Genomic DNA, 20439 nt, shown 5'->3' on the forward strand with positions numbered 1-20439 from the left:
GCCCTCGCGTGTTCAAACCCCTCACAGATTCTTGGAAATTTCTCAGATTGTTCGATTCAGAAACGCGACCGCTGAATGGCATGACGGCGAGCTGTTGGACTTCTCGATCACGCAGGAGCAGGGTGGACATGTCCCGCGATTCCGGCGGGGCACCCCGCACCGCACCACCCGGAGACCACCCGATGAACCACGTCGCGAATCCCGAGCGCTACAACGGCACCATGCGCTACCGGCGCACCGGACGCTCGGGACTCGACCTGCCCGTGCTGTCCCTGGGCTACTGGCACAACTTCGGCGACGACCGCCCCTTCGACACCCAGCGCGAGATCGCGCTGCGGGCCTTCGACCTCGGCATCACGCACCACGACCTCGCCAACAACTACGGCCCGCCGTACGGGGCCGCGGAGATCAACTTCGGTCGGCTGATGCGGCGGGACCTCGCCCCGTACCGGGACGAGCTGGTGATCTCCACCAAGGCCGGCTGGGACATGTGGCCGGGGCCCTACGGCCAGGGCGGCGGCTCCCGCAAGTACGTCCTCGCCTCGCTGGACCAGTCGCTGCGCCGGACGGGGCTGGAGTACGTGGACATCTTCTACTCCCACCGACTCGACGCGACCACCCCGCTCGAGGAGACGATGGGCGCGCTGGACACCGCGGTGCGCCAGGGCAAGGCCCTCTACGTCGGTATCTCCTCGTACGACACCGAGCGCACCCGGCAGGCGGCCGCCATCCTCCGGGAGCTGGGCACGCCGCTGCTCATCCATCAGCCGTCGTACAGCATGCTCAACCGCTGGATCGAGACCGACGGGCTGCTCGACGCCGCACAGGAGGAGGGCTTCGGGGTCATCGGGTTCACGGCGCTCGCCCAGGGGCTGCTGACCGGGCGCTACTTGAACGGCGTTCCCGACGACTCGCGGGCCGCGCAGGGCACGTCGTTCGACACCACGTGGCTGTCCGAGGAGATGCTGCACAGGCTGCGGGCGCTGAACGACATCGCCGCCCGACGGGGGCAGACCCTGGCCCAGATGGCCCTCGCGTGGGCGCTGCGCGACGCACGCGTCACCTCCCTCGTCATCGGCGCCTCGCGGACCGAGCAGCTGGAGCAGAACGTCGCCGCACTGGAGAACCCCGACTTCAGCGCCGAGGAACTGGCCGAGATCGACAAGTACGCCGGCGACGGCGGCGTCGACCTGTGGCAGGACGCCCGCCTCGGCAAGCTCCGCTGAACCGGCGCGGGGGCGCTCGCGCGCCCGCACCTGCGGGCCGGCGACGACGGCTGGCTCCCGATGCCGCGAGCCGCGAGAATCGTCCTGCCGGGGCATGGCGGGAGTGAGGCCACATGACCAAGTGGGCGGCGGCGGACGTACCCGACCAGCGCGGGCGCACGGTGGTCGTCACCGGGGCGAACAGCGGGCTCGGCGCGGAGGTCACCCGGGCACTGGCCGGGGCCGGCGCTCACGTGATCATGGCGTGCCGCGACCCGGACCGGGCGCGCGCGGTGGCGGAGCCGATCGGCGGGGACGCCGAGGTGCGCCGCCTCGATCTGGCCGATCTGTCGTCGGTGCGGACGTTCGCCGACGGTCTCGACGGCGAGGTCGACGTGCTGATCAACAACGCGGGCGTCATGGCGGTGCCGCAGGGCACCACGGCGGACGGTTTCGAGCGGCACATCGGCACCAACCACTTGGGGCCGTACGCTCTCACCGGCCTGCTGATCAACCGCGTACGCGACCGTGTCGTCACCGTGTACAGCGGCCTGCACGTGCTCGGCCGGATCAGCGACGACCTGAACTGGGAACGCCGCCGCTACCAGCGGTGGCTGGCCTACGCGCAGTCCAAGCTCGCCAACGTGCTGTTCGCCCACGAACTCCAGCGCCGACTCACCGCGGCGGGCCGACGAACCATCTCGGTGGCCGCCCACCCCGGCATCGCCGCCACCGAGGGGCAGCGCCGCGACACGTCGTTCCAGGGAAAGATTCTCGCCGGCGGGCCCGCGCAGAGCCCCGCGATGGGCGCGCTGCCGATCCTGTACGCGGCGGCGGCTCCCGGGATCGTGGGCGGCACCTGCATCGGGCCGGACGGGTTCCTGCAGCGGCACGGGCATCCGACGACGGTCGGTTCGAGCCGTACGTCACGCGACGGCACGCTCGCCGCCCGCTTGTGGGAGCGGTCCGAACTCCTCACCGGCGTCCGCTACTTCATCGAGCCCCGCTGAAACCGTGTGCGCCTACTGCGGGTTGTGCGCCGTCCGGCCCTGTTGCGACGATGCCCGGGCACGCGCGCAGCGAAGGGGGCAAAGTGACCGCAGAGGACCAACGTCCGCCGGCCGCAGTGGTGTTCGACGCGTTGGGGGCGACGTACGAGAAGGCCTTCGCGCAGTCCGAGGCGCATCGGGCCTCGCTGGAACGGCTGCTCGGCCGGCTCGCCCCCGGCAGCCGGGTGCTGGACGTGGGCAGCGGCACGGGGCGGCCCACCGCCGAGACGCTCGCCGCGGCGGGACATGACGTCCTCGGGTTCGACGTCTCCCCCGTCATGGTGGACCTCGCCGCCCGGCAGGTGCCCGACGCCGCCTTCCGCTGCGCCGACATCCGCGAAGTCCCCCTCCACGAGGGCGCGTTCGACGCGGTCTGCGTGTACTTCTCGCTGTTGCAGATGTCCCGCCGGGAGCAGTCCGACCTCGTACGGCGTCTGGCGCGTGCGCTCAAGCCCGCCGGGCAGATGGCGCTCGCCACGGTGCCGGTCGACGTCGAGGACTTCGAGACCGTTTTCATGGGGCAGTCCGTGCGCGCGACCAGCTTCTCCGCCGAGGACTTCACCGCCCTGCTCACCGCCGCGGGCCTGGCGGTGCTGTCCGAGGAGAGCGTGATGTTCACGCCCGCGCTCCCCGATGCCCCGCCCGAGCCGCATCTGTTCGTGCACTGCGAGCGGGAGCCCTCGGCAGGCTGATCCGGTGCGGGCCGATCCGGTCAGGGGCCGGTACGCCGGATGCGCCACACGTTGTCCTCCCGGTGGCCCTCGATGCCGTCGGGCGAGACGCTCGGCCGGCGGACCGTCTCCATGGTCTCGACGGTCCAACTCCCTTCGGACAGGGCGAGTTGGGCGAGCACTCCGTCGAGCGTGGGGAACTGCACGTCGAAGGGCGCTTCGGTCTGCCACGACGGCCAGGCGGCATGCAGCACGAGGAGCAGGGTGCCGTCGGCGTCGACCGCTTCGGCGGCCCGCCGCAGCACCTTCTCCTGGTCGATTCCGACCGGGGACTGCAGATAGTGCGCGCTCACCAGGTCGAAGCGTCCCTGCGGGAAAGTCTCGCCCAGTTCGTGGCGTTCCCAGGCGACCCGGTCGCCGACACCGGCCTCGACGGCGTGCTCGGCGGCGCGTTCGAGGGCGGTGGCGGAGATGTCGACGCCGGTGACGTGCCAGCCGCGCGACGCCAGCCACACCGCGTCGGCGCCCTCACCGCACCCCAGGTCGAGGGCGGTGCCCGGGCGGAGGCCGGCCGCCTCACGGACGAGCAGGTCGTTCGGGCGCCCGCTCCAGACTCGGGTGCTGTCGCGGTAGCGGGCCTCCCAGAACGCGGCGGGCTCCGTGACGGGGATGTCGGTCATGGTGTCTCCCTGAGGTGGTGAGCGATCCAGAAGTGCAGCCTGCGCCGATACGGCATCCTCCGCAAAGCTTCTTTGCCGGTTCCGCAACTCGGGGGCGGCGTCGTGGCGCATCCCGGCGAAACGATCAACGGCATTGGCATGGACCTGATAGGAGTGCGTGGCTAAGCTCGGCTCAACCCCGGTGAGAGCGCTCTCAGTTTGCGGTTGTTCCACCCCCACCTCGTTGGAACGACGAAGGGCAACATCCATGAGACGCACCAGACTCATGCGCGCCGGCCTGGCCGCCCTCCTGATGCTGGGCAGCTTGGCCGTCGCCGGAACACTGCCGGCCGCCGCGAGCGACTCCCCCGACACACCATCCCTCTCCACCGGCCTGCTGCAGGCGATGCAGCGGGATCTCGGACTGTCGAAGGACCAGGCCGAAGCGCGGCTGAAGGCCGAGCGGACCGCCACGGAGCTGGCACCCTCGGCACGCCGGGCCGCCGGAGCCGCGTACGGCGGTTCATGGTTCGACGCCGAGAGCGGACGGCTGACCGTCGCCGTCACCCCGGACGCCTCCCCCACGACCGTACGGGCCGTCGAGGCGGCCGGCGCCGCCGTCCGCACCGTAGAGCACAGTGCGCGACAGCTCGACGCGGCGAAGGCACGTATCGACCGGCTCTCCGCGCCCTCGGGCGTGAGCAGTTGGCACGTCGATCCGGCCGCGAACACCGTCGTGGTGAACGTGGTCGACGACGAGCGCGCCGACAACGATGTCCAGCGGTTCCTCTCGCAGGCCCGCAAGACCGGACCGGTGACGGTGCGGACCGTCGCGGACGCGCCGGAGACCTTCGCGGCCGGCACCGTCGGCGGCGACCCCTACTACACCGGCAACGTCCGCTGCTCCATCGGCTTCTCCGTCCACGGCGGCTTCGTCACCGCCGGGCACTGCGGTGGCGCCGGGGCCGGGGTGCGCGGCTGGGACGGCTCGTACATCGGGAACTTCCAGGGCTCCTCGTTCCCGGGCGACGACTACGCCTGGGTCAACGTCGGCAGCGGCTGGTGGACCGTGCCGGTGGTCCTCGGCTGGGGCACGGTCCCGGACCAGTTGGTGCGCGGCTCGGCCGTGGCGCCCGTCGGCAGCTCCATCTGCCGCTCCGGCTCGACCACGCACTGGCACTGCGGCCGGGTGCTGGCCATGAACGAGACCGTCAACTACAGCCAGGGCGCGGTGCACCAGATGACCAAGACCAGCGTCTGCGCCCAGCCCGGCGACTCCGGCGGCTCCTTCATCAGCGGGGACCAGGCACAGGGCGTCACCTCCGGCGGCTGGGGCAACTGCTCCAGCGGCGGGGAGACCTGGTTCCAGCCCGTGAACGAGATCCTGGGCCGCTACGGGCTGACCCTGCACACCGCCTGATCCGTACGACCTGATCCACACGACGACACAAGGCTCCGCCGGGCTGCCCGGCGGAGCCTTCTGCGTCCTGACAATTGTCAGGTGCCGCAGAGGCGCTGACGGACCCTAAGGTCGCGAACAAGGGCGCTGACCACGCAGCAGGTCACCGTCCCGCCGTAACGCCATGAACACCGCGACCACGAAAGAGGTCTCATGCGCCGCCGTTCGCTCAGGACCCTGCTCATCTCCGGAGGTGCCGCCGCAGCGCTGGCACTGACCACGCCGTTCACCGCTCAGGCCGCCCCGCACTCCGGGGGCAACTACGGGGCCTTCGCCCACGAGGGCCAGTACCCCACCGTCTCCGGCTGCTCGGGCACGTTCCGCCAGGTCGGCGCCACCCAGTACGCCGAGGGCATGGCCCTGAAGTACTTCTACTCCGACAGCTGCGGCTCCTTCGCCCGGATCGAGAACTCCCGGGACAACTGCGCCGCCGTGCTGGAGCGTGCGAACTCCGGAGCCGCGCGCCCCGACGGCTGGGTCTCCGAGACCGTCGACGCGGGCATCGACTACGCCTACACGAAGATCGGCAACAACCTCGACGGCCGGGTCTCGCACGCCCTGCTCACCTGCGACGGCCATGTCCTGGCCGAGACGGGCTGGCACTGAGCCATCCGTACGGCACGTGCGCGTACGCACCGCGCTGAAGAGCACCACCTCGCCGAAGAGCACCACCTCAGCACAGAACAGCACCACCTCAGCACAGGGGGAACACGCACCATGACCACCCGCACCTTCACCAGGGCCGCACTCGTCGGCGCCGGAGCACTCGCCCTGCTCGGCCCGCTCACCGCCACCGCTGCCTCCGCGTCCGACGCCCGTGTCCTGGCGGCGCCGTACGCCGTCGTCCCGTACGAGAACGTCAACGTGCGCCAGGGACCGGCCAGTTCGACCGCCAAGGTCGGCAGCGTCGCGGCAGACCAGCCGCGCGGCGCCTACTGCTGGACGCGCGGCGAGACCGTCAGCGACCACGGCGTCACCAACGACGTCTGGGTGCAGCTCGTGGAGGGCTATGTGAGCGCCGTCTACCTCAAGGGCAACGAGTACGGCGACCTGCCCGCCTCCGCGACCTGCTGACCCGCCCGAGAAGGAGGCGTACGCCATGCGCAGGAGAATCGGACTGCTCGCCACCGCCGGGGCCCTCGCCCTCATCGGTGCCACGGCCCCGACGGCCGCAGCCGACGGACACGGACCCGGCATGTACGGCGTCTGGGCGACCGACGTCAACATTCGCGAGGTCTATCCCGACGCCTGCTGGGACCACCCGTCCACGACCAACTGCCCGTCCGTACTGGGGCAGGTGAGCGCACCGATCGAGGTCTTCGTGCGCTGCCAGTTCCCGGGTCAGACGATCGGCGGGAACCCGTACTGGGTGGTCGTCGAGGTGCCCGGCTGGACCAAGTACGGGGTGATGCCCAGCTACTACATCGACAACGCCACCAACTGGATCGACGGGGTGCCCACGGAATGCGTCTGGGCCGGCGGCTGACCGCAGCCCCAAACCCGTCACCACACCCACCACCACCTCCGGGGGAGACTCACATGAACAAGCTCATCCGCCGCACCGCCACCGCGCTCGCCGTGGCCACGCTCACCACCGGCGCCCTCGCCGCCACGGCCCAGGCCGCCCCGGCCGACGGTGACCCGGCCCTCACCGACGTCTACATCTGGGCGACCGACGTCCAGCTCCGCGAGGACACGAACACCTCGTCCAACGTGCTCGCGGTCCGCTCGCAGCACTGGCTGGACGCCGTGTGCCAGAAGCAGGGCCAGACCGTGACCGACCCCGGCGTCGGCACGAACAGCTGGTGGACCGCGGTCCAGGAGTTCGCCGGCAGCGACATCGCCTGGGTCAGCAACCTGTACCTGCAGGGCGGCGAGAAGATCGAGGGCGTCCCGGACTGCTGACGCAGGCCGATCATCGGGTCCTACGGCATGCGGGGCGAGCCGGGCGACCGGCTCGCCCCGCGGTTCTGCCAAGAGCAGCCCTCACTAGCACCAAACACGGGTCCGATCTTGCCCATGATTGCGTCACGGCCGGCCATGATTCGGCAAGCCGAGGGTTCGACCTCCGATCCGCACATACGTTCAGCGACGTGAACACTCCCCACAGAGCAGTCGGCCTCAAGCCGACCGCCACGACGCCCGCCCGACGCACACTCCTGCGCGCCGGGCTGACCGGAGCCGCGGTCCTCGGTGCCGCGTCCACCGGCATCTCCACCGCGTCCGCGGCCCCTGCGGCCACCGCCACGCGGCCCCGTCCCACCACCCCCGCAGCAGCCCTGCGCGAGCTCGCCGCCGGAAACCGGCGCTGGCGCACCTTCCGTGAACAGCACCCGGACGAGACGAGCGCGGTACGGACGGAGTTGACGTCGGGTCAGCATCCCTTCGCTCTCATACTCGGCTGCATCGACTCCCGAGTGCCCCCGGAGCTGGTCTTCGACCAAGGCCTCGGCGATCTGATGACCGTGCGTTCGGGCGGTGAGGTGCTGGACGAGGCGGTCCTCGGCAGCGTCGCTTACGGCGTGCTCGAACTCGACATCCCGCTCGTCATGGTGCTCGGCCACCAGTCGTGCGGTGCCGTGAAGGCCGCTGTCGAGTCGGACGAGTCCGGCGAGCGGTTGCCGGCCCATATCCAGTACCTGGCCGACCAGATCAAGCCGGCCATCGACCGCGGCGTGGCGGGCGACGCCCGCGTCGACGCCACGATCGACGCCAACGTACGGCTCGTACGCTCGCGGCTCGCCGCGGAGCCCGACCTCGCGGCCAAGGTCGCCGGCGGCCAACTGGCCATCGTGGGCGCCCGTTACGAACTGAACACGCAGCGCGTCCACAGCATCGTCTGACGGTCCGGAGGGGCGCGTGGCCCGCGCCCCTCCTCTCTCAGTTCATCAGTCCCGCGGCGAGGGTCGCGCCGAGTTCCCAGCACGCGTCGATGTCGGCCTTGTCCGGCGTGCCGGTCACGGTCACCGTCTCCACCGCACGCCGCCAGCCCAGACCCGTCGTGACCGACTCGATGCCGCGAACCGCTCCGGTGACATCGCTGCCGCCGTGCACGTAATAGCCGAACGGCCTGCCACGGGTCTCGTCCAGGCACGGGTAGTACACCTGGTCGAAGAAATGCTTCAGCGCGCCGGACATATAGCCGAGGTTCGCGGGAGTGCCGAGCAGGTATCCGTCCGCGGCGAGCACGTCGGACACCGTCGCGGACAGCGCCGCCCGCCGTACGACCCGGACGTCTTCGATCTCCGGCGCCGTCGCACCGGAGACGACGGCTTCGAACAGCGCCTGGCAGTTCGGCGACGGTGTGTGATGCACGATCAGCAAAGTGGCCACAGTGCGAACCCTGCCGTGCCGGTTCCGTCGGCCGCAAGCCGCGCCGCGCGCGATGCCTCAGGGGACCGGGCCCACCCCGCCCTTGAGGCGTTCCAGATCGGAGGGGCGAACCTGGATGACCAGCAGGGCGATCACCGCGGCGATACCGGTGAAGATCGCGGCCACGATGAAGGCGGCGGAGACACCGGAGGCGAGGACCTCGTCGGCCCAGGGGGAGGGCAGCTGGCCGGTGCGTTCGAAGCGCAGCCGTTCAGCGGGGGTCGCCTGGGACAGGAAGGCCGGGATCTGTTTCTCCGCCTCGTTGTTGCTGGCCGTGCCGAACATCGTGACCAGGATGGACAGTCCGAGGGACCCGCCGACCTGCTGGGTGGCGTTGAGGAGGCCGGAGGCGGCGCCGGTCTCGTGGACGGGCACGTTGGACAGGGCCATCAGGGTCAGGGACACGAACTCCATGCCCATGCCGAGGCTGAAGACGAGGATCGGGCCCAGGATGCTGCCCGCGTACGTGGAGTGGACGTCGGTGAGCGTCAGCCAGCCCAGGCCCGCTGCGGCCAGGATCGCGCCCGTCACCATGAACGGCTTGGGCCCGTATTTCGGCAGGAGTTGGGAGGCGAGGCCCGCGCCGACGGCGATGACCGCGCTCACCGGCAGGAAGGCCAGGCCGGTCATGAGCGGGCTGAAGTCCAGCACGTTCTGCACGAAGAGGGTCAGGAAGAAGAACATGCCGAAGATCGCGGCGGCGAGGCTCAGCATCATCCCGTAGGTGCCGGCCCGGTTGCGGTCGGCGAACATGTGCAGGGGCGTGATGGGCTGCTTGGAGCGGCGTTCGACGAGGATGAACAGGAGCAGGATCACGACGGCCGCGCCGAACGAGGCCAGGGTGAGCGGGTCCCGCCAGCCGTCCTGGGCGGCCCGGATGAACCCGTACACCAGCAGCACCATGCCGACGGTCGAGGTGAGCGCGCCGGTCACGTCGAAGTGGCCGGGGTGACGCTCGGACTCCCGGATCCAGCGCGGGGTGGCGAGCACGATGAGCAGCCCGATCGGCACGTTGACGAACAGCACCCAGCGCCAGTTGAGCCACTCCACCAACATCCCGCCGGCCAGCAGCCCGATCGCGCCGCCGCCCGCGGAGACCGCGGCGAAGACACCGAACGCCCGGTTGCGTGCGGGGCCTTCGCGGAACGTCGTGCTGATCAGGGCGAGCGAGGTCGGGGACGCGATGGCGCCACCGACGCCCTGGAGGGCGCGGGCGGCGAGGAGTTGGCCGGCGTTCTGCGACAGTCCGCCCAGCAGCGAGGCGAGGACGAAGAGCAGCACGCCGAAGATGAACACGCGCCGTCTGCCGAGGATGTCGCCGGCCCGCCCGCCGAGCAGCAGCAGTCCGCCGAAGGTCAGCGTGTAGGCGTTGACCACCCAGGACAGGCTCGTCGTGGAGAAGTCGAGGTCCCGCTGGATCTCCGGCAGGGCGATGTTCACGATGGTGATGTCGAGGACCACCATCAACTGGCATGAGGCGATGACCAGAAGCGCCATCGCGCTGCCCCGGCCACCGCCCTCTTTCTCCTGATGAGTGGTGGTCCGTGCGTGGGGTGCGGGCTGCGGGCTCGTCATGACAGTGCGCCGTGCGGCGGATCAGTGGCCGGTTCTGGCCACCATTCGACCGTACGCCGCCGCGCGGCGGCGTACCACTCGATCTACCGCTCGATCACCTGTCGCGCAGTGCCGCGATCGTGGCGGCGAGGTCCGTCTCACGGGGACGGTTGTGGGGCAGCTTGGACAGGATCAGGGCCATTCCGCAGGTGTTGGTGAGCGCGGAGAAGACCAGGCCTCCGGCGATGCCTGCCGACAGGAGCTGGAAGGCCGGATGCACCAACAGGGCGAGCAGCAGGCCGAGCAGGACGATGGCGCCGGCGGTCAGACGGACCTGGCGTTCCATGCTCCAGGCCGCGCGAGGGGCGCGGGTCGCGGGGCGGTCCACGTCGTGGCCCGCGGCGGCCCAGGCGTCGGTGCCGCCCGCCAGGGAGGCGGCGGAGATGCCCTGTTCGGCCAGGACCGTACGGGCGTTCTCGGAGCGGGCGCCGGAAGCACAGACGAGCAGGAGGCCGGACCGTTCCGCGGCGTTCCGCAGGTCGGGCAGTGTGCGCCGGATCCGGTCCAGGGGGATGTTGAGCGCGCCGGGCAGATGGCCCGCGGCGTACTCGCCGGGGGTCCGCACGTCGATGACGGTCAGCTCGTGCAACCGGGCGTGGGCCTCGTCGGTGTCGAGGGTGACGGGCGCGGAGGCGGCGGTCATGGGTGAACCTTTCGGTGGGTCGAGCTGATGAGCAGGGGTCTCACGTCACGGAAGCGTGGTCTCAGAATACGGAATCGATCAACATGAAGGCTGCCACGGCCAGGAGTGCCAGGGCGAACGTCCGGTGAAGGGCGCGGGCGGAGGCCTTCGCGGCCAGCCGCCGGCCGTCCCAGGCGCCGAGGACGGCGGCCCCGGCGAAGGGCCCTACGGCGGCCCAGTCCAGGGCGTCCACCGTGCCGGCCCGCCAGGCCAGCGCGGCCAGCGAGTTGACCGTGATCACCAGAAGGCTGGTACCCACCGCCGCGCGCATCCGCAGCCCGAGAAGACCGGTCAGCGCGGGTACGGCGAGGAAGCCGCCGCCGACTCCGAGCACCCCGGTGACCGCGCCGAGCCCGGCACCCGCGGCGGCCGCACGACCGGGGCCGACGGGCTGCCGGGTGTCCGTCTGCCGAGCAGGGCGGTCCGGGGGCCCGGAGTCAGTCGGCCGGCCGGGCAGTTCGCCATCCGCGGTGGGGTCGAGGGAGACAGACCGTTCCACGTCCGCCTGTCCGTCCGGTCGGAACGATTCCCTGGCGCGCGTTCGCCGATCCAGCCGGACAGACGACCGTCCGGGACGCGTCGGCCGGCCCGCCAGGACAGCCTGTCCGGCCTCCGTCGGCCCCGGCCCCCGCAGCATCCGTACCGCCGCCACGGACGCGAGCACGCCGAAGGCGGCCGTCAGCGCGGCATCCGGCAGTCGCCCCGCCACCGCACCGCCCAGCATCGCCGGTCCGCTGCCCGCCGCCGCGAACAGCAGCCCCGTACGCCAGTGGACGTGGCCGTCGCGGGCGTACGCGGTCAGCGCGGTGGCGGAGGTGACGGCGACGATGGCCAGGCTCGCGGTGGTGGCCGCGGCCGGGGTGAAGTGGAGCAGGTAGATCAGGGCGGGGACGGTCAGTACGCTGCCGCCGCCTCCGAGCGCCCCGAGCGCCAGACCGGTCACAGCCCCGGCGCACAGGGCGAGGATCAGGGCACTCACGTGACGGCGCCTTCCTCGCCGTGCTGGTCGATCACGGGCAGGCCGGCCGTCGCCCAGTCCCGCATGCCGCCGATCACGTCGACGGCGTCGGCGCCCTGTGCGGTGAGCAGTTCGGCGGCCTGCCGGGAGCGGTTGCCCGAGCGGCAGATGACGACCAGATGCCTGTCCCGGGCCTCGGGAGGCAGTCGTATCTCTGAACTCAGCGTGGACAGGGGCAGGTGGAGCGCCCAGGGGGCATGGCCCGCCTGCCATTCGTCTCTTTCCCGTACGTCGAGCAGTACGGACGTCGCGGTGGCGGCGGGGTGGGTGCGGTGGGCGGCCTCGGCGGCGGTGATCCGGCCGGGCCCGTACCGGAGTCGACTCATCGGCGCTCCTCGCTCCCCGGACACCCGCGGACGGTGAGTCCGGCCTGCTCCGCGGCGGCGAACGCGTCGTCCACCGCGACGACGTCACGGCCCGCCGCGTCCAGCAGGGAGGCGGCGATGGCGGCGCGCATGCCGCCCGCGCAGTGCACCCACACCTCGCCCGCCGGCACCTCAGCGAGCCGTCGGTGCAGGGTGTGCAGGGGGATGTGGAGCGAGCCCTCGACGTAGCCCGCGGCGCGTTCGGAGGACCGGCGGACGTCCAGTACGACCAGGTCCCGCGTCCGGCGCTGTGCGGCGAGGCCGGCGAAGGTGGCGCGCGGGAACGAGGCCGGGGTCTCCCCCCGGCGCACCCAGGCCGACGGATCGCCGGTCGCCGCGGCGGCCGGGCGGTCCACGCCGACCCGGACCAACTCACGCTGGGCGGTGGCCAGTTGAGCGGGAGATTCGGCGAGGAGCGTCACCGGCTTGCCCCAGGGGATCAGCCAGGCCAGATAGGTGGCGAGCTGTCCTTCGGCCTCGAAGTTCAGGGAGCCCGCGACATGCCCGTCGGCGAAGGCGACCCGGTTGCGCAGATCGACCACCCACTCCCCCGCGGCCAGGCGCTCGGCGATCTCGTCGGCGCCTGCCACGGCGGGCGGGGTGAGGTCGACGGGTGCGGGGCCCGCGGCGTTGGCGGGGCCCATGTGGGCGTAGTAGGCGGGGACGTCGTCGAGACCGGCCAGCAGGTCGGCGACGAAGGTGTCGGCGTCGCGCGTGAACGCCGCGTTGGCCGCCTTCTCCTTGCCGATCGTCGTGGCGGTGCCGTCGGCCGTGCCGGAGGCGCAGAAGCTGCCGAAGCCGTGGGTGGGCAACACCTCCGTCTCGTCCGGGAGTTCGGCCGCGAGGCGGTGGACGGACGCGTGCTGGGCGCGGGCCAGGTCCGCGGTGAGGCGGGGTTCGACCAGGTCGGGGCGGCCGACGGTGCCGATGAGCAGCGAACCGCCGGTGAACACCGCGACGGCGTCGCCGTGTTCTTCGAGGACGTACGAGGTGTGGTGCGGGGTGTGTCCGGGCGTGGCCAGTGCACGCAGGGTCATGGCGTCTTCGGCGGCGACGACCAGGACGTCCCCGTCGTGGACGGGGGTGTGGCCGACGGCGATCCGGGCGGCGGCCGGGACGAGGTAGGCGGCACCGGTGAGACGGGCCAGTTCCGGGCCGCCGGTGACGTAGTCGTTGTGGACGTGCGTCTCGACGACGTGGGATATCCGCACGTCGCGCCGGGCCGCCGCCGCGATCACCCGGTCCACGTCGCGCGGCGGGTCGACGGCCACCGCCGTCCGTTCACCGCCCGCCAGATAGCCGCGGTTGCCGAGTCCTGTCACCTCGATGGTGTCGACGAAGAACACGCGAGCACTCCCTTCCCAGTCGAACTTGCCGGTCGAACTTCCGGTCGCGATCCCAGGGACGAAAATTACCCCCGGGGGTATGTGTCGGAGACTAGCACGGGTACCCCGGGGGGTATTTTCTGGGAGGGGCGGCCGCGAGCGACAGCCCGGCGTCACCTGACCCGGTGTCGCAGGCGTGCCGCCAGCGCGGCGACGTCGTCGTCCGCCGCGTCGGCGCGCAGGTGATCGAGGACCTCGTCCAGCAGGTGGGAGACGTCGAGATCGGGCTTCACATGAAGGCGGGCCAGCCGGGCGAGGGAGGTGTCGATGTCCTCGTCGCGGCGTTCGACGAGACCGTCGGTGAACATCAGCAGGGTGTCGTCGGGGGTGAGCGGCACGGTCGCCGATTCGTAGTCGGAGAAGCCGGTACCGAGGGGAGGCCCGACGGGTAGCTCGATCAGCTCGCCGGTGCCGTCCCGGTGGAAGACGGCGGGCGGCAGATGGCCCGCGCTGGAGAAGGCGACGGTCCCGCGCGCGGGGTCCAGGAGGGCCAGCAGACAGGTCGCGGGCCTGCGGTTGCCGTCCTCGGACATCGAGGTGTCCATCCGGCGCAGGATCCGGTGCGGGGGCAGATCGGTGGAGGCGACGTAGCGCAGCATCGACCGGTAGGCGTTCATGTCGACGGCGGCGTCCAGGCCGTGGCCCATGACGTCGCCGATGACGAGGAGGGTGCGGCCGTAGTGCAGCCGTACCGTCTCGTACCAGTCGCCGCCCACGAGAGCGCCGCTGCCGGCGGGGAGGTAGCGGGTGGCCATGTCCAGGTTCGGGTGCGGCTGGCTGGGGGCGAGGCGCAGGACCTCCTGCAGATCGAGGACGGTCTTGCGGGCCGCGTGGTGCTCGGCGGCGTGGTGGAGGTGAGCGGCGGCCAGGCGGGCGGCGTAGTGGGCCACGGCCGCCTCGTCGTCGGTGAAGACACGGTCAGCGCGGACGGCGAGGACCACTCCGAAGGCCCGGTCCCAGGCCAGGAGCGGCACGGACAGCGCGGCCAGCCGGTTGCCGCCCGCCCGGGTGAACGACGCGGTGAGGGGGCGGCCCTCGTCCAGGGCCCGGACCAGGACCTCGCCGCGCGGGGTCCGGCGCAGGTCGTCCAGCAGATCGCGCCGGCCCGCCGCCGCCACGGGCCGCAGGGAACCCGGCGCGGCGTCCGGCTCCCGGTCCTGCGGGAACAGGTCGACGGCCACGGAGTCACAGAGCACCTCGGCGAGGAAGGCAGCCAGTTCGGCGCCCGTCCTGCGTTCGTCGAGAGTCGTGCCGATGGCGGCCACGGCCCGTTCTGCGAGCGCGAATCGATCGGCCGAGGCCGCTGCGGGTCGGACAGCCCGGTCGTCTTCCACCACATCCCTTTCCGACGCATTCACTCCAGTATCGGCAGATGTGTTCCAGCGGTGGCGCCGCAGCGCGCGCCGACCGGAGCGTGAACGACTCCCGGTCCGGAGCGATCGGTTCCCGCCGCCCAGGTGCGAACCGGGCGCGTCGTGGCGCATTCTTGCTGTGTCGCCCGAGTGGCGGCGCACGGACGAGGTAGGGCCGATGACTCGGAGCGCCGAGGACACGTACCGGATGCCCGGACGGCTCGCCGCGCTGCTGGCCGACGCCTCGACGGAGGCGGTCGACGCGGCCGGCGGTCGCGCCGGCGGGGTCTATCTGCGCTCCAGCACGCCCGGGCTGCTGCGCCTGGCGGTGCTCTCCGGCCTGCCCGGACAGCTGTTCCGCCCGTGGTGGCGCATGCACGTCGACCGCCCGTTCCCCGTCGCCGACGCCTATCGGCTCGGCGTGCAGGTGATCCTGCCGAACGCCACGGAGACGATGCGCCGCTACCCCCAGTTCGCGGCCGGGCTGCCGTTCCCGTTCGGCTCGCTGTACGTGCCCGTCGTGGCGGCGGCCGGATCCGCCGGCTCGTCAGGGGTGTACGGCGTCCTGACCGTCCTGCGCACCACCGCCCCGGACGCCACCGAACTGCTTCCCGCCCGCGACCGCCTCACCCGGATCGCCGAGGAGCTGGGGGCGGACCTGCGGGGCCTGGAGGCCGGGGCCGTCCCGCCGGTCGTCTGGGACGGTGAGCCGCTGTGCGTACGGCCGCCGAGCGCGTCCCCGGCCACGGGCCGTACCGCCCGGTTCGCCTGGGACCCGACGACCGGGGCCGTGGAGACGGACGAGCGTCTGCACGCCCTGCTGCGCGAGTCGGACGCCGCCCCGTCCGTGCAGGACCTCGCCGACGCGGTGGCCGCACCGGCCGACGCGCCCCGCGTGCTGGCGGCGCTGCGGGAGACGGCCTCCGGCAGACCTCCGTCGCTGCCGCTGTACGTGCGGGCCGAGGACGGGGCGCTGCGGCTGATGGAGCTCTGGACGGCGTACGACACACCGGCCGAGCACCCGGACCCGTACCGGGTGCGAGGCGTCGTACTGGATCCGGGCCCCGGCGCCGCGGCGGACACGGCCGCCGACCTCCTGCCGGACGGCGTGTTCTGCCTGGACCGGCTCGGGCTGGTGGTGTACGTCAATCCGCGGGCCGAGCGGTTGCTGCGCCGGTCGCGGGAGGAACTGCTGGGCCGCTCCCTGTGGGAGGCCGTGCCCTGGATGAACCAGCCTGCCTGCGAGGACCATCTGCGCAGCGCCCTGCTGGCACCGGATCCGGTGCACTGCCACGTCCGACGCCCCGCGGACGACGGCGGGGAGTTCGAGGGCGACTGGCTCGCCCTGTCGGTGTATCCGGGCCCGGACCACCTGACCTGCACCCTCCAGCCGGCCGGGCGGATCACGGACTCGCCGGCCGGGCGCGCCTCGGCGTCCGGCGACCCGTCCATGGCGCCGCTGTACCGGCCCATCGTCCTTGCCATCGCGCTGACGGAGGCGGTCACCGCCCGCCAGGTGTCCGCGGTGGTGATGCGGGAGCTGCTGCCCGCGTTCGGTGGCCGCCGGCTCGCCATCTACCTGCTCCAGGAGCGGCACCTGTACCTGGCCTGGGAAACCGGCTTCCCGCCGGGGTTCCTGGCCCCGTTCGAGGGAGTGGCCCTGGACGCGCACCTGCCCGGTGTGGAGACGCTGACCTCGGGCCGGCCGCTGTTCTTCGACTCGATGCAGGATCTGGCCGCCACGTACCCGGACATCCCGCTCGACGCCACGGAAGGGGCCCGCGCCTTCCTGCCGTTGATCGCCTCCGGCCGCCCGGTCGGCTCCTGCATCCTCGGCTTCGACCGCCCCCGCAGCTTCAGCTCCGAGGAGCGGACGGTGCTCACCGCGCTCGCCGGGCTGATCGCGAACGCCATGGAGAAGGCCCAGCGCTACGAGAGCGAGGCGGCCCTCGCCCGCGGACTGCAGCAGGCCCTCCTCCCCCGGCGTCTGTCGGCGCATCCGCGGGTGGAGACGGCGGGGCGCTATCTGCCGGGGACGCAGGGCATGGAGGTGGGCGGCGACTGGTACGACGTCGTGGAGGCCGGGGACGGGCTCGCCCTGGTCATCGGGGACGTCCAGGGACACGGGGTGCAGGCGGCGGCCACGATGGGGCAACTGCGCAGCGCCGTACGGGCGTTCGCGCTCGGCGGGCGTCCACCGGACGAGGTCATGAGCGGCACCAACCGGCTGCTGATCGACCTCGATCCGGGACAGTTCGCGAGCTGCTGCTACATCCGCCTGGACCCGGCGACCGGTGCCGTCCAAGCGGCTCGCGCGGGACATCCGCCGCCGCTGCTGCGTGACCCGGACGGCAGCACACACGTCCTGCATCTGCCCGGCGGTGTCGTGCTCGGCGTCGACCCGCACGCCGACTACCCGGTCACGGACCTGCGGCTGGAACCGGGCGCCGTCCTCGCGCTCTACACGGACGGCCTGGTCGAGCGGCCCGGCGCCGACATCGACGTCGGCATCACGGAACTACGCGTGGCCCTCGCCAAGTCGGGCACGCCGGGCGGCCTGCCGCTGACGGGCATCGCCGACCGGCTCACCGCGCGGGCCCGGCACGCCCGCGACCGCCCGGACGACATCGCGCTGCTGCTGGCCACGCGCCGGTCCGCACGCCCACGCCCGTGACCGCGCGGCAGGGCTGTCACCCTGGGTGACGCCCCTCGCCTCATGAGGTCCCGCAGTGTAGACATGGCACATGGTCCGGCATGGGGGTCGATCCGAGGTGGGGACGACCCGTCGCCCCAGTGGTCCGCGCGTGCAGCGCGTGCCCGGCCCTGCCCGTGGGGCGAACCAGCGCCGCGGGCCGGCCGCGGCGTTGCGGTCGGCGCTGAGCGGGCGCAGCGTCGCCGGGCAGGTGTTCGTCCTGCAGGTCGTCATCGTGCTGCTGCTGGTCGTGGCCGCCGTGGTGGCGCTGGTGCTGCAGGTGCGGCACGACAGCACGATCGAGGCCCGCAACCGCTCGGTCGCCGTCGCCGAGGCGTTCGCGAACGCGCCGGGCACCCGCGAGGCGCTGGACGACCCGGATCCCACGGCTGTGCTGCAGCCGCGGGCCGAGGCGGCCCGCGAGGCGACCGGGGTCGACTTCATCGTCGTCATGAACACCGACGGGACCCGCTACACCCATCCCTTCCCCGACCGCATCGGCAAGAAGTTCGTCGGCACCCTCCAGCCCGCGCTGGCCGGGGGCGTCGTGACCGAGCAGATCGACGGCACGATCGGCCCCCTGGTCCAGGCCGTGGTGCCGATCAAGGACGACGACGGGAAGGTCGTCGGGCTGGTGTCGGCGGGCATCACGACGGAGAACGTGGGCGGGACCGCGAACGAGCAACTGCCGGTCCTGCTGGCCGCCGGGGCCGCGGGGCTCGCCCTCGCCACGGCGGGTACGGCGCTGGTCAGCAGACGGCTGCTGCGGCAGACCCACGGTCTGGGCCCGAACGAGATGACCCGGATGTACGAGCATCACGACGCGGTGCTGCACGCCGTGCGCGAGGGCGTGATGATCGTCGGCGACGAGGGGCGGCTGCTGCTCGCCAACGACGAGGCGCACCGGCTCCTCGACCTGCCCGAGAACGCCACGGGGCGGCAGGTGCGCGACCTCGGCCTCACCCCCGACACCGCCGACCTGCTGGCCTCCGGCCGGATGGCCACCGACGAGGTGCACCGGGTCGGGGACCGGCTGCTCGCGGTCAACCAGCGGCCCACCGACCTGCAGGGGGCACCGGCCGGCAGCGTGGCCACACTCCGCGACTCGACCGAGCTGCGGGCCCTGTCCGGCCGGGCCGAGACAGCACGCGAACGGCTCAACATGCTGTACGACGCCGGGGTGGAGATCGGTACCAGCCTGGACGTGGCCCGTACCGCCGAGGAACTGGCGGAGCTGGCGGTACCGCGGTTCGCGGACTTCACCACCGTGGACCTGTTCGAGGCGGTGCTGAGCGGCGGGCAGCCGGACCTGGGCGCCGATGTGCGCCGTACGGCGGTCAGCGGGATCCGCAAGGACGCTCCGCTCTACCCGCTGGGCCAGCAGATCCGGCTGGTGGCCTCGTCGCCCCAGGCCCGTGCCGTGCGCTCCGGCCAGGCCGTCCTCGAACCGCAGCTGAGCGAGGCGCCGGGCTGGCGGGCCCAGGACCTGGAGCGGTCCGCGCAGGTCGTGGAGTACGGCATCCACTCGCTGATCGCGGTGCCGCTGCGCGCGGGCTCCCTGGTGCTGGGTGTGGTCACCTTCTGGCGTTCCGAGAAGCCGGAGCCCTTCGACGCGGACGAACTCGCCCTCGCCGAGGAGCTGGTGGCGCGGGCGGCCGTGTCCATCGACAACGCCCGCCGCTATACGCGCGAGCACAGCATGGCGGTGACGCTGCAACGCAGTCTGCTGCCCCGCAATCTGCCCGAGCAGAACGCCCTGGAGATCGCCTACCGGTATCTGCCCGCCCAGGCGGGCGTGGGCGGGGACTGGTTCGACGTGCTGCCGCTGTCCGGCGCCCGGGTCGCCCTCGTCGTGGGCGATGTGGTCGGCCATGGACTGCATGCCGCGGCCACCATGGGGCGGCTGCGCACGGCCGTGCACAACTTCTCCGCACTGGACCTGCCGCCCGACGAACTCCTGTCCCTGCTGGACGAGTTGGTCGGCCGCATCGACCAGGACGAGACGGTGGAGGGCGGCAGCGCTCCGGTCACCGGCGCGACCTGTCTGTACGCGATCTACGACCCGGTCTCCCGCACCTGCACCGTCGCCCGCGCCGGGCACCCCCCGCCGGCTCTCATCCACCCGGACGGCAGCGTCGAGTTCGCCGACGTCCCGGCCGGTCCCCCGCTGGGCCTCGGCGGTCTGCCGTTCGAGACGGTCGACCTCGAACTGGCCGAGGGCAGCCGGCTCGTCCTGTACACGGACGGTCTCGTCGAGGACCGGGAGCGGGACATCGACGTCGGTCTGGAGCTGTTGCGTTCCGCGCTGGAGCAGGCCGACGACTCGCCCGAGGACACCTGCCGGGTCGTCCTCGACTCCCGGCTCACGGCCCGGTCGAGCGACGACATCGCCCTGATCGTGGCGCGCACCCGGGCGCTGGACGCCGACCGGGTCGCCGAGTGGCAGGTGCCGTCCGACCCGGCGGCCGTCGCGGACGTACGGGCCGAGGTCACACGCCGGTTGGCGCACTGGGGGCTGGACGAGCTGACGTTCGCCACGGAGCTGATCCTGAGCGAGCTGGTGACCAACGCGATCCGGTACGGCGGCGACCCCATCCACGTCAGGATGCTGCGCGACCGCACCCTGATCTGCGAGGTCTTCGACAGCAGCAGCACCTCTCCGCATCTGCGCTATGCCGCGATGACGGACGAGGGCGGGCGGGGCCTGTTCCTCGTCGCCCAGCTCGCCGAGCGCTGGGGTACGCGCTACACGCCCGAGGGCAAGGTCATCTGGGCGGAACAGCCACTGCCGTGACTCCTGGCGGGCGGCGCTGAGGCCCGCCTGCTTGTTCGTCCCCCGCTTGTTCATCCCTACGAAGTTGTGCCGCGACGGGTGTCCAATGCCTCCAACCTCTGATAGGAAACCTTCCTATCAGT

The 20439-nt window shown here is 72.1% G+C and carries 19 protein-coding genes; 11 read left to right on the forward strand and 8 right to left on the reverse strand.

The window, feature by feature from the left end; translation table 11 throughout:
- Positions 1-182: 182 nt before the first annotated feature.
- From mgrA to OG828_RS03210, 3 genes are all read left to right on the forward strand, one after another.
- Positions 183-1226, forward strand: a complete 1044-nt coding sequence (mgrA, locus tag OG828_RS03200; protein ID WP_328504790.1) for an L-glyceraldehyde 3-phosphate reductase — start codon at positions 183-185, stop codon at positions 1224-1226.
- A 113-nt stretch (positions 1227-1339) separates the two neighbouring features.
- Positions 1340-2215 carry an oxidoreductase gene (locus tag OG828_RS03205; RefSeq protein ID WP_328500025.1) on the forward strand — a complete coding sequence of 292 codons (876 nt, stop codon included), beginning with the start codon at positions 1340-1342 and terminating at the stop codon, positions 2213-2215.
- Positions 2216-2265: 50 nt separating this feature from the next.
- On the forward strand, positions 2266-2946 hold the full coding sequence (locus OG828_RS03210; protein ID WP_328500026.1) for a class I SAM-dependent methyltransferase: 681 nt from the start codon (positions 2266-2268) through the stop codon (positions 2944-2946).
- A gap of 20 nt (positions 2947-2966) precedes the next feature.
- Here OG828_RS03210 and OG828_RS03215 read toward each other — a convergent pair whose 3' ends face one another.
- Entirely contained in the window at positions 2967-3605 is a 639-nt protein-coding gene (locus OG828_RS03215) for an SAM-dependent methyltransferase (protein ID WP_328500027.1), read from the reverse strand.
- Between the two features lie 247 nt (positions 3606-3852).
- Between OG828_RS03215 and OG828_RS03220 the strand changes: the two genes are divergently transcribed.
- The 6 genes from OG828_RS03220 to OG828_RS03245 all read left to right on the forward strand — a co-directional run bounded on the left by OG828_RS03220 (position 3853) and on the right by OG828_RS03245 (position 7886).
- The gene (locus OG828_RS03220) at positions 3853-5004 is read left to right on the forward strand and encodes a S1 family peptidase (protein ID WP_328349944.1); all 1152 of its coding nucleotides are present in this window, start codon (positions 3853-3855) and stop codon (positions 5002-5004) included.
- Positions 5005-5196: 192 nt separating this feature from the next.
- Positions 5197-5649: a hypothetical protein gene (locus OG828_RS03225; RefSeq protein ID WP_328500028.1), complete on the forward strand. Its 453-nt coding sequence runs from the start codon at positions 5197-5199 to the stop codon at positions 5647-5649.
- Positions 5650-5760: 111 nt separating this feature from the next.
- A complete protein-coding gene (locus OG828_RS03230; protein ID WP_210570294.1) occupies positions 5761-6117 on the forward strand; it encodes an SH3 domain-containing protein in 357 nt (118 codons plus the stop codon).
- 25 nt (positions 6118-6142) lie between these two features.
- Complete coding sequence (locus OG828_RS03235) at positions 6143-6529, forward strand: hypothetical protein (RefSeq protein ID WP_328500029.1); 387 nt, start codon at positions 6143-6145, stop codon at positions 6527-6529.
- 53 nt (positions 6530-6582) lie between these two features.
- Positions 6583-6948: a peptidase M23 gene (locus tag OG828_RS03240; RefSeq protein ID WP_328349953.1), complete on the forward strand. Its 366-nt coding sequence runs from the start codon at positions 6583-6585 to the stop codon at positions 6946-6948.
- A gap of 188 nt (positions 6949-7136) precedes the next feature.
- Complete coding sequence (locus OG828_RS03245) at positions 7137-7886, forward strand: carbonic anhydrase (protein ID WP_328500030.1); 750 nt, start codon at positions 7137-7139, stop codon at positions 7884-7886.
- Positions 7887-7923: 37 nt separating this feature from the next.
- Here the strand turns inward: OG828_RS03245 and OG828_RS03250 are convergent, their stop codons facing one another.
- From OG828_RS03250 to OG828_RS03280, 7 genes are all read right to left on the reverse strand, one after another.
- On the reverse strand, positions 7924-8376 hold the full coding sequence (locus OG828_RS03250; protein ID WP_328349957.1) for a flavodoxin family protein: 453 nt from the start codon (positions 8374-8376) through the stop codon (positions 7924-7926).
- A gap of 57 nt (positions 8377-8433) precedes the next feature.
- Positions 8434-9912: an MFS transporter gene (locus OG828_RS03255; protein WP_328504791.1), complete on the reverse strand. Its 1479-nt coding sequence runs from the start codon at positions 9910-9912 to the stop codon at positions 8434-8436.
- 172 nt (positions 9913-10084) lie between these two features.
- Positions 10085-10672: a rhodanese-like domain-containing protein gene (locus OG828_RS03260; RefSeq protein WP_328500031.1), complete on the reverse strand. Its 588-nt coding sequence runs from the start codon at positions 10670-10672 to the stop codon at positions 10085-10087.
- Positions 10673-10733: 61 nt separating this feature from the next.
- Entirely contained in the window at positions 10734-11690 is a 957-nt protein-coding gene (locus tag OG828_RS03265; protein WP_328500032.1) for a sulfite exporter TauE/SafE family protein, read from the reverse strand.
- Positions 11687-12055: a rhodanese-like domain-containing protein gene (locus OG828_RS03270; protein ID WP_328349962.1), complete on the reverse strand. Its 369-nt coding sequence runs from the start codon at positions 12053-12055 to the stop codon at positions 11687-11689. The genes OG828_RS03265 and OG828_RS03270 overlap by 4 nt, the downstream gene beginning before the upstream one ends.
- Positions 12052-13440, reverse strand: a complete 1389-nt coding sequence (locus OG828_RS03275; protein ID WP_328500033.1) for an MBL fold metallo-hydrolase — start codon at positions 13438-13440, stop codon at positions 12052-12054. Before OG828_RS03275 ends, OG828_RS03270 begins: the two co-directional genes overlap by 4 nt.
- Positions 13441-13592: 152 nt before the next feature.
- Positions 13593-14744, reverse strand: coding sequence for a PP2C family protein-serine/threonine phosphatase (locus tag OG828_RS03280; RefSeq protein WP_328500034.1), 1152 nt, complete (start codon positions 14742-14744; stop codon positions 13593-13595).
- A gap of 265 nt (positions 14745-15009) precedes the next feature.
- Between OG828_RS03280 and OG828_RS03285 the strand changes: the two genes are divergently transcribed.
- Both OG828_RS03285 and OG828_RS03290 read left to right on the forward strand, forming a co-directional pair.
- Positions 15010-17505, forward strand: a complete 2496-nt coding sequence (locus OG828_RS03285; RefSeq protein WP_328500035.1) for a SpoIIE family protein phosphatase — start codon at positions 15010-15012, stop codon at positions 17503-17505.
- 70 nt (positions 17506-17575) lie between these two features.
- Positions 17576-20317, forward strand: a complete 2742-nt coding sequence (locus OG828_RS03290) for a SpoIIE family protein phosphatase (RefSeq protein WP_328349970.1) — start codon at positions 17576-17578, stop codon at positions 20315-20317.
- Positions 20318-20439 lie beyond the last annotated feature (122 nt).

This window comes from Streptomyces sp. NBC_00457, from assembly GCF_036014015.1.
GTDB lineage: Bacteria > Actinomycetota > Actinomycetes > Streptomycetales > Streptomycetaceae > Streptomyces.

Bases quoted from the DNA above. Each gene is read 5' to 3' on its own strand.
- mgrA (WP_328504790.1), top strand. From the start codon at position 183: ATGAACCACGTCGCGAATCCCGAGCGCTACAACGGCACCATGCGCTAC.
- OG828_RS03205 (WP_328500025.1), top strand. From the start codon at position 1,340: ATGACCAAGTGGGCGGCGGCGGACGTACCCGACCAGCGCGGGCGCACG.
- OG828_RS03210 (WP_328500026.1), top strand. From the start codon at position 2,266: ATGCCCGGGCACGCGCGCAGCGAAGGGGGCAAAGTGACCGCAGAGGAC.
- OG828_RS03215 (WP_328500027.1), bottom strand. From the start codon at position 3,605: ATGACCGACATCCCCGTCACGGAGCCCGCCGCGTTCTGGGAGGCCCGC.
- OG828_RS03220 (WP_328349944.1), top strand. From the start codon at position 3,853: ATGAGACGCACCAGACTCATGCGCGCCGGCCTGGCCGCCCTCCTGATG.
- OG828_RS03225 (WP_328500028.1), top strand. From the start codon at position 5,197: ATGCGCCGCCGTTCGCTCAGGACCCTGCTCATCTCCGGAGGTGCCGCC.
- OG828_RS03230 (WP_210570294.1), top strand. From the start codon at position 5,761: ATGACCACCCGCACCTTCACCAGGGCCGCACTCGTCGGCGCCGGAGCA.
- OG828_RS03235 (WP_328500029.1), top strand. From the start codon at position 6,143: ATGCGCAGGAGAATCGGACTGCTCGCCACCGCCGGGGCCCTCGCCCTC.
- OG828_RS03240 (WP_328349953.1), top strand. From the start codon at position 6,583: ATGAACAAGCTCATCCGCCGCACCGCCACCGCGCTCGCCGTGGCCACG.
- OG828_RS03255 (WP_328504791.1), bottom strand. From the start codon at position 9,912: ATGGCGCTTCTGGTCATCGCCTCATGCCAGTTGATGGTGGTCCTCGAC.
- OG828_RS03260 (WP_328500031.1), bottom strand. From the start codon at position 10,672: ATGACCGCCGCCTCCGCGCCCGTCACCCTCGACACCGACGAGGCCCAC.
- OG828_RS03270 (WP_328349962.1), bottom strand. From the start codon at position 12,055: ATGAGTCGACTCCGGTACGGGCCCGGCCGGATCACCGCCGCCGAGGCC.
- OG828_RS03285 (WP_328500035.1), top strand. From the start codon at position 15,010: ATGACTCGGAGCGCCGAGGACACGTACCGGATGCCCGGACGGCTCGCC.
- OG828_RS03290 (WP_328349970.1), top strand. From the start codon at position 17,576: ATGGTCCGGCATGGGGGTCGATCCGAGGTGGGGACGACCCGTCGCCCC.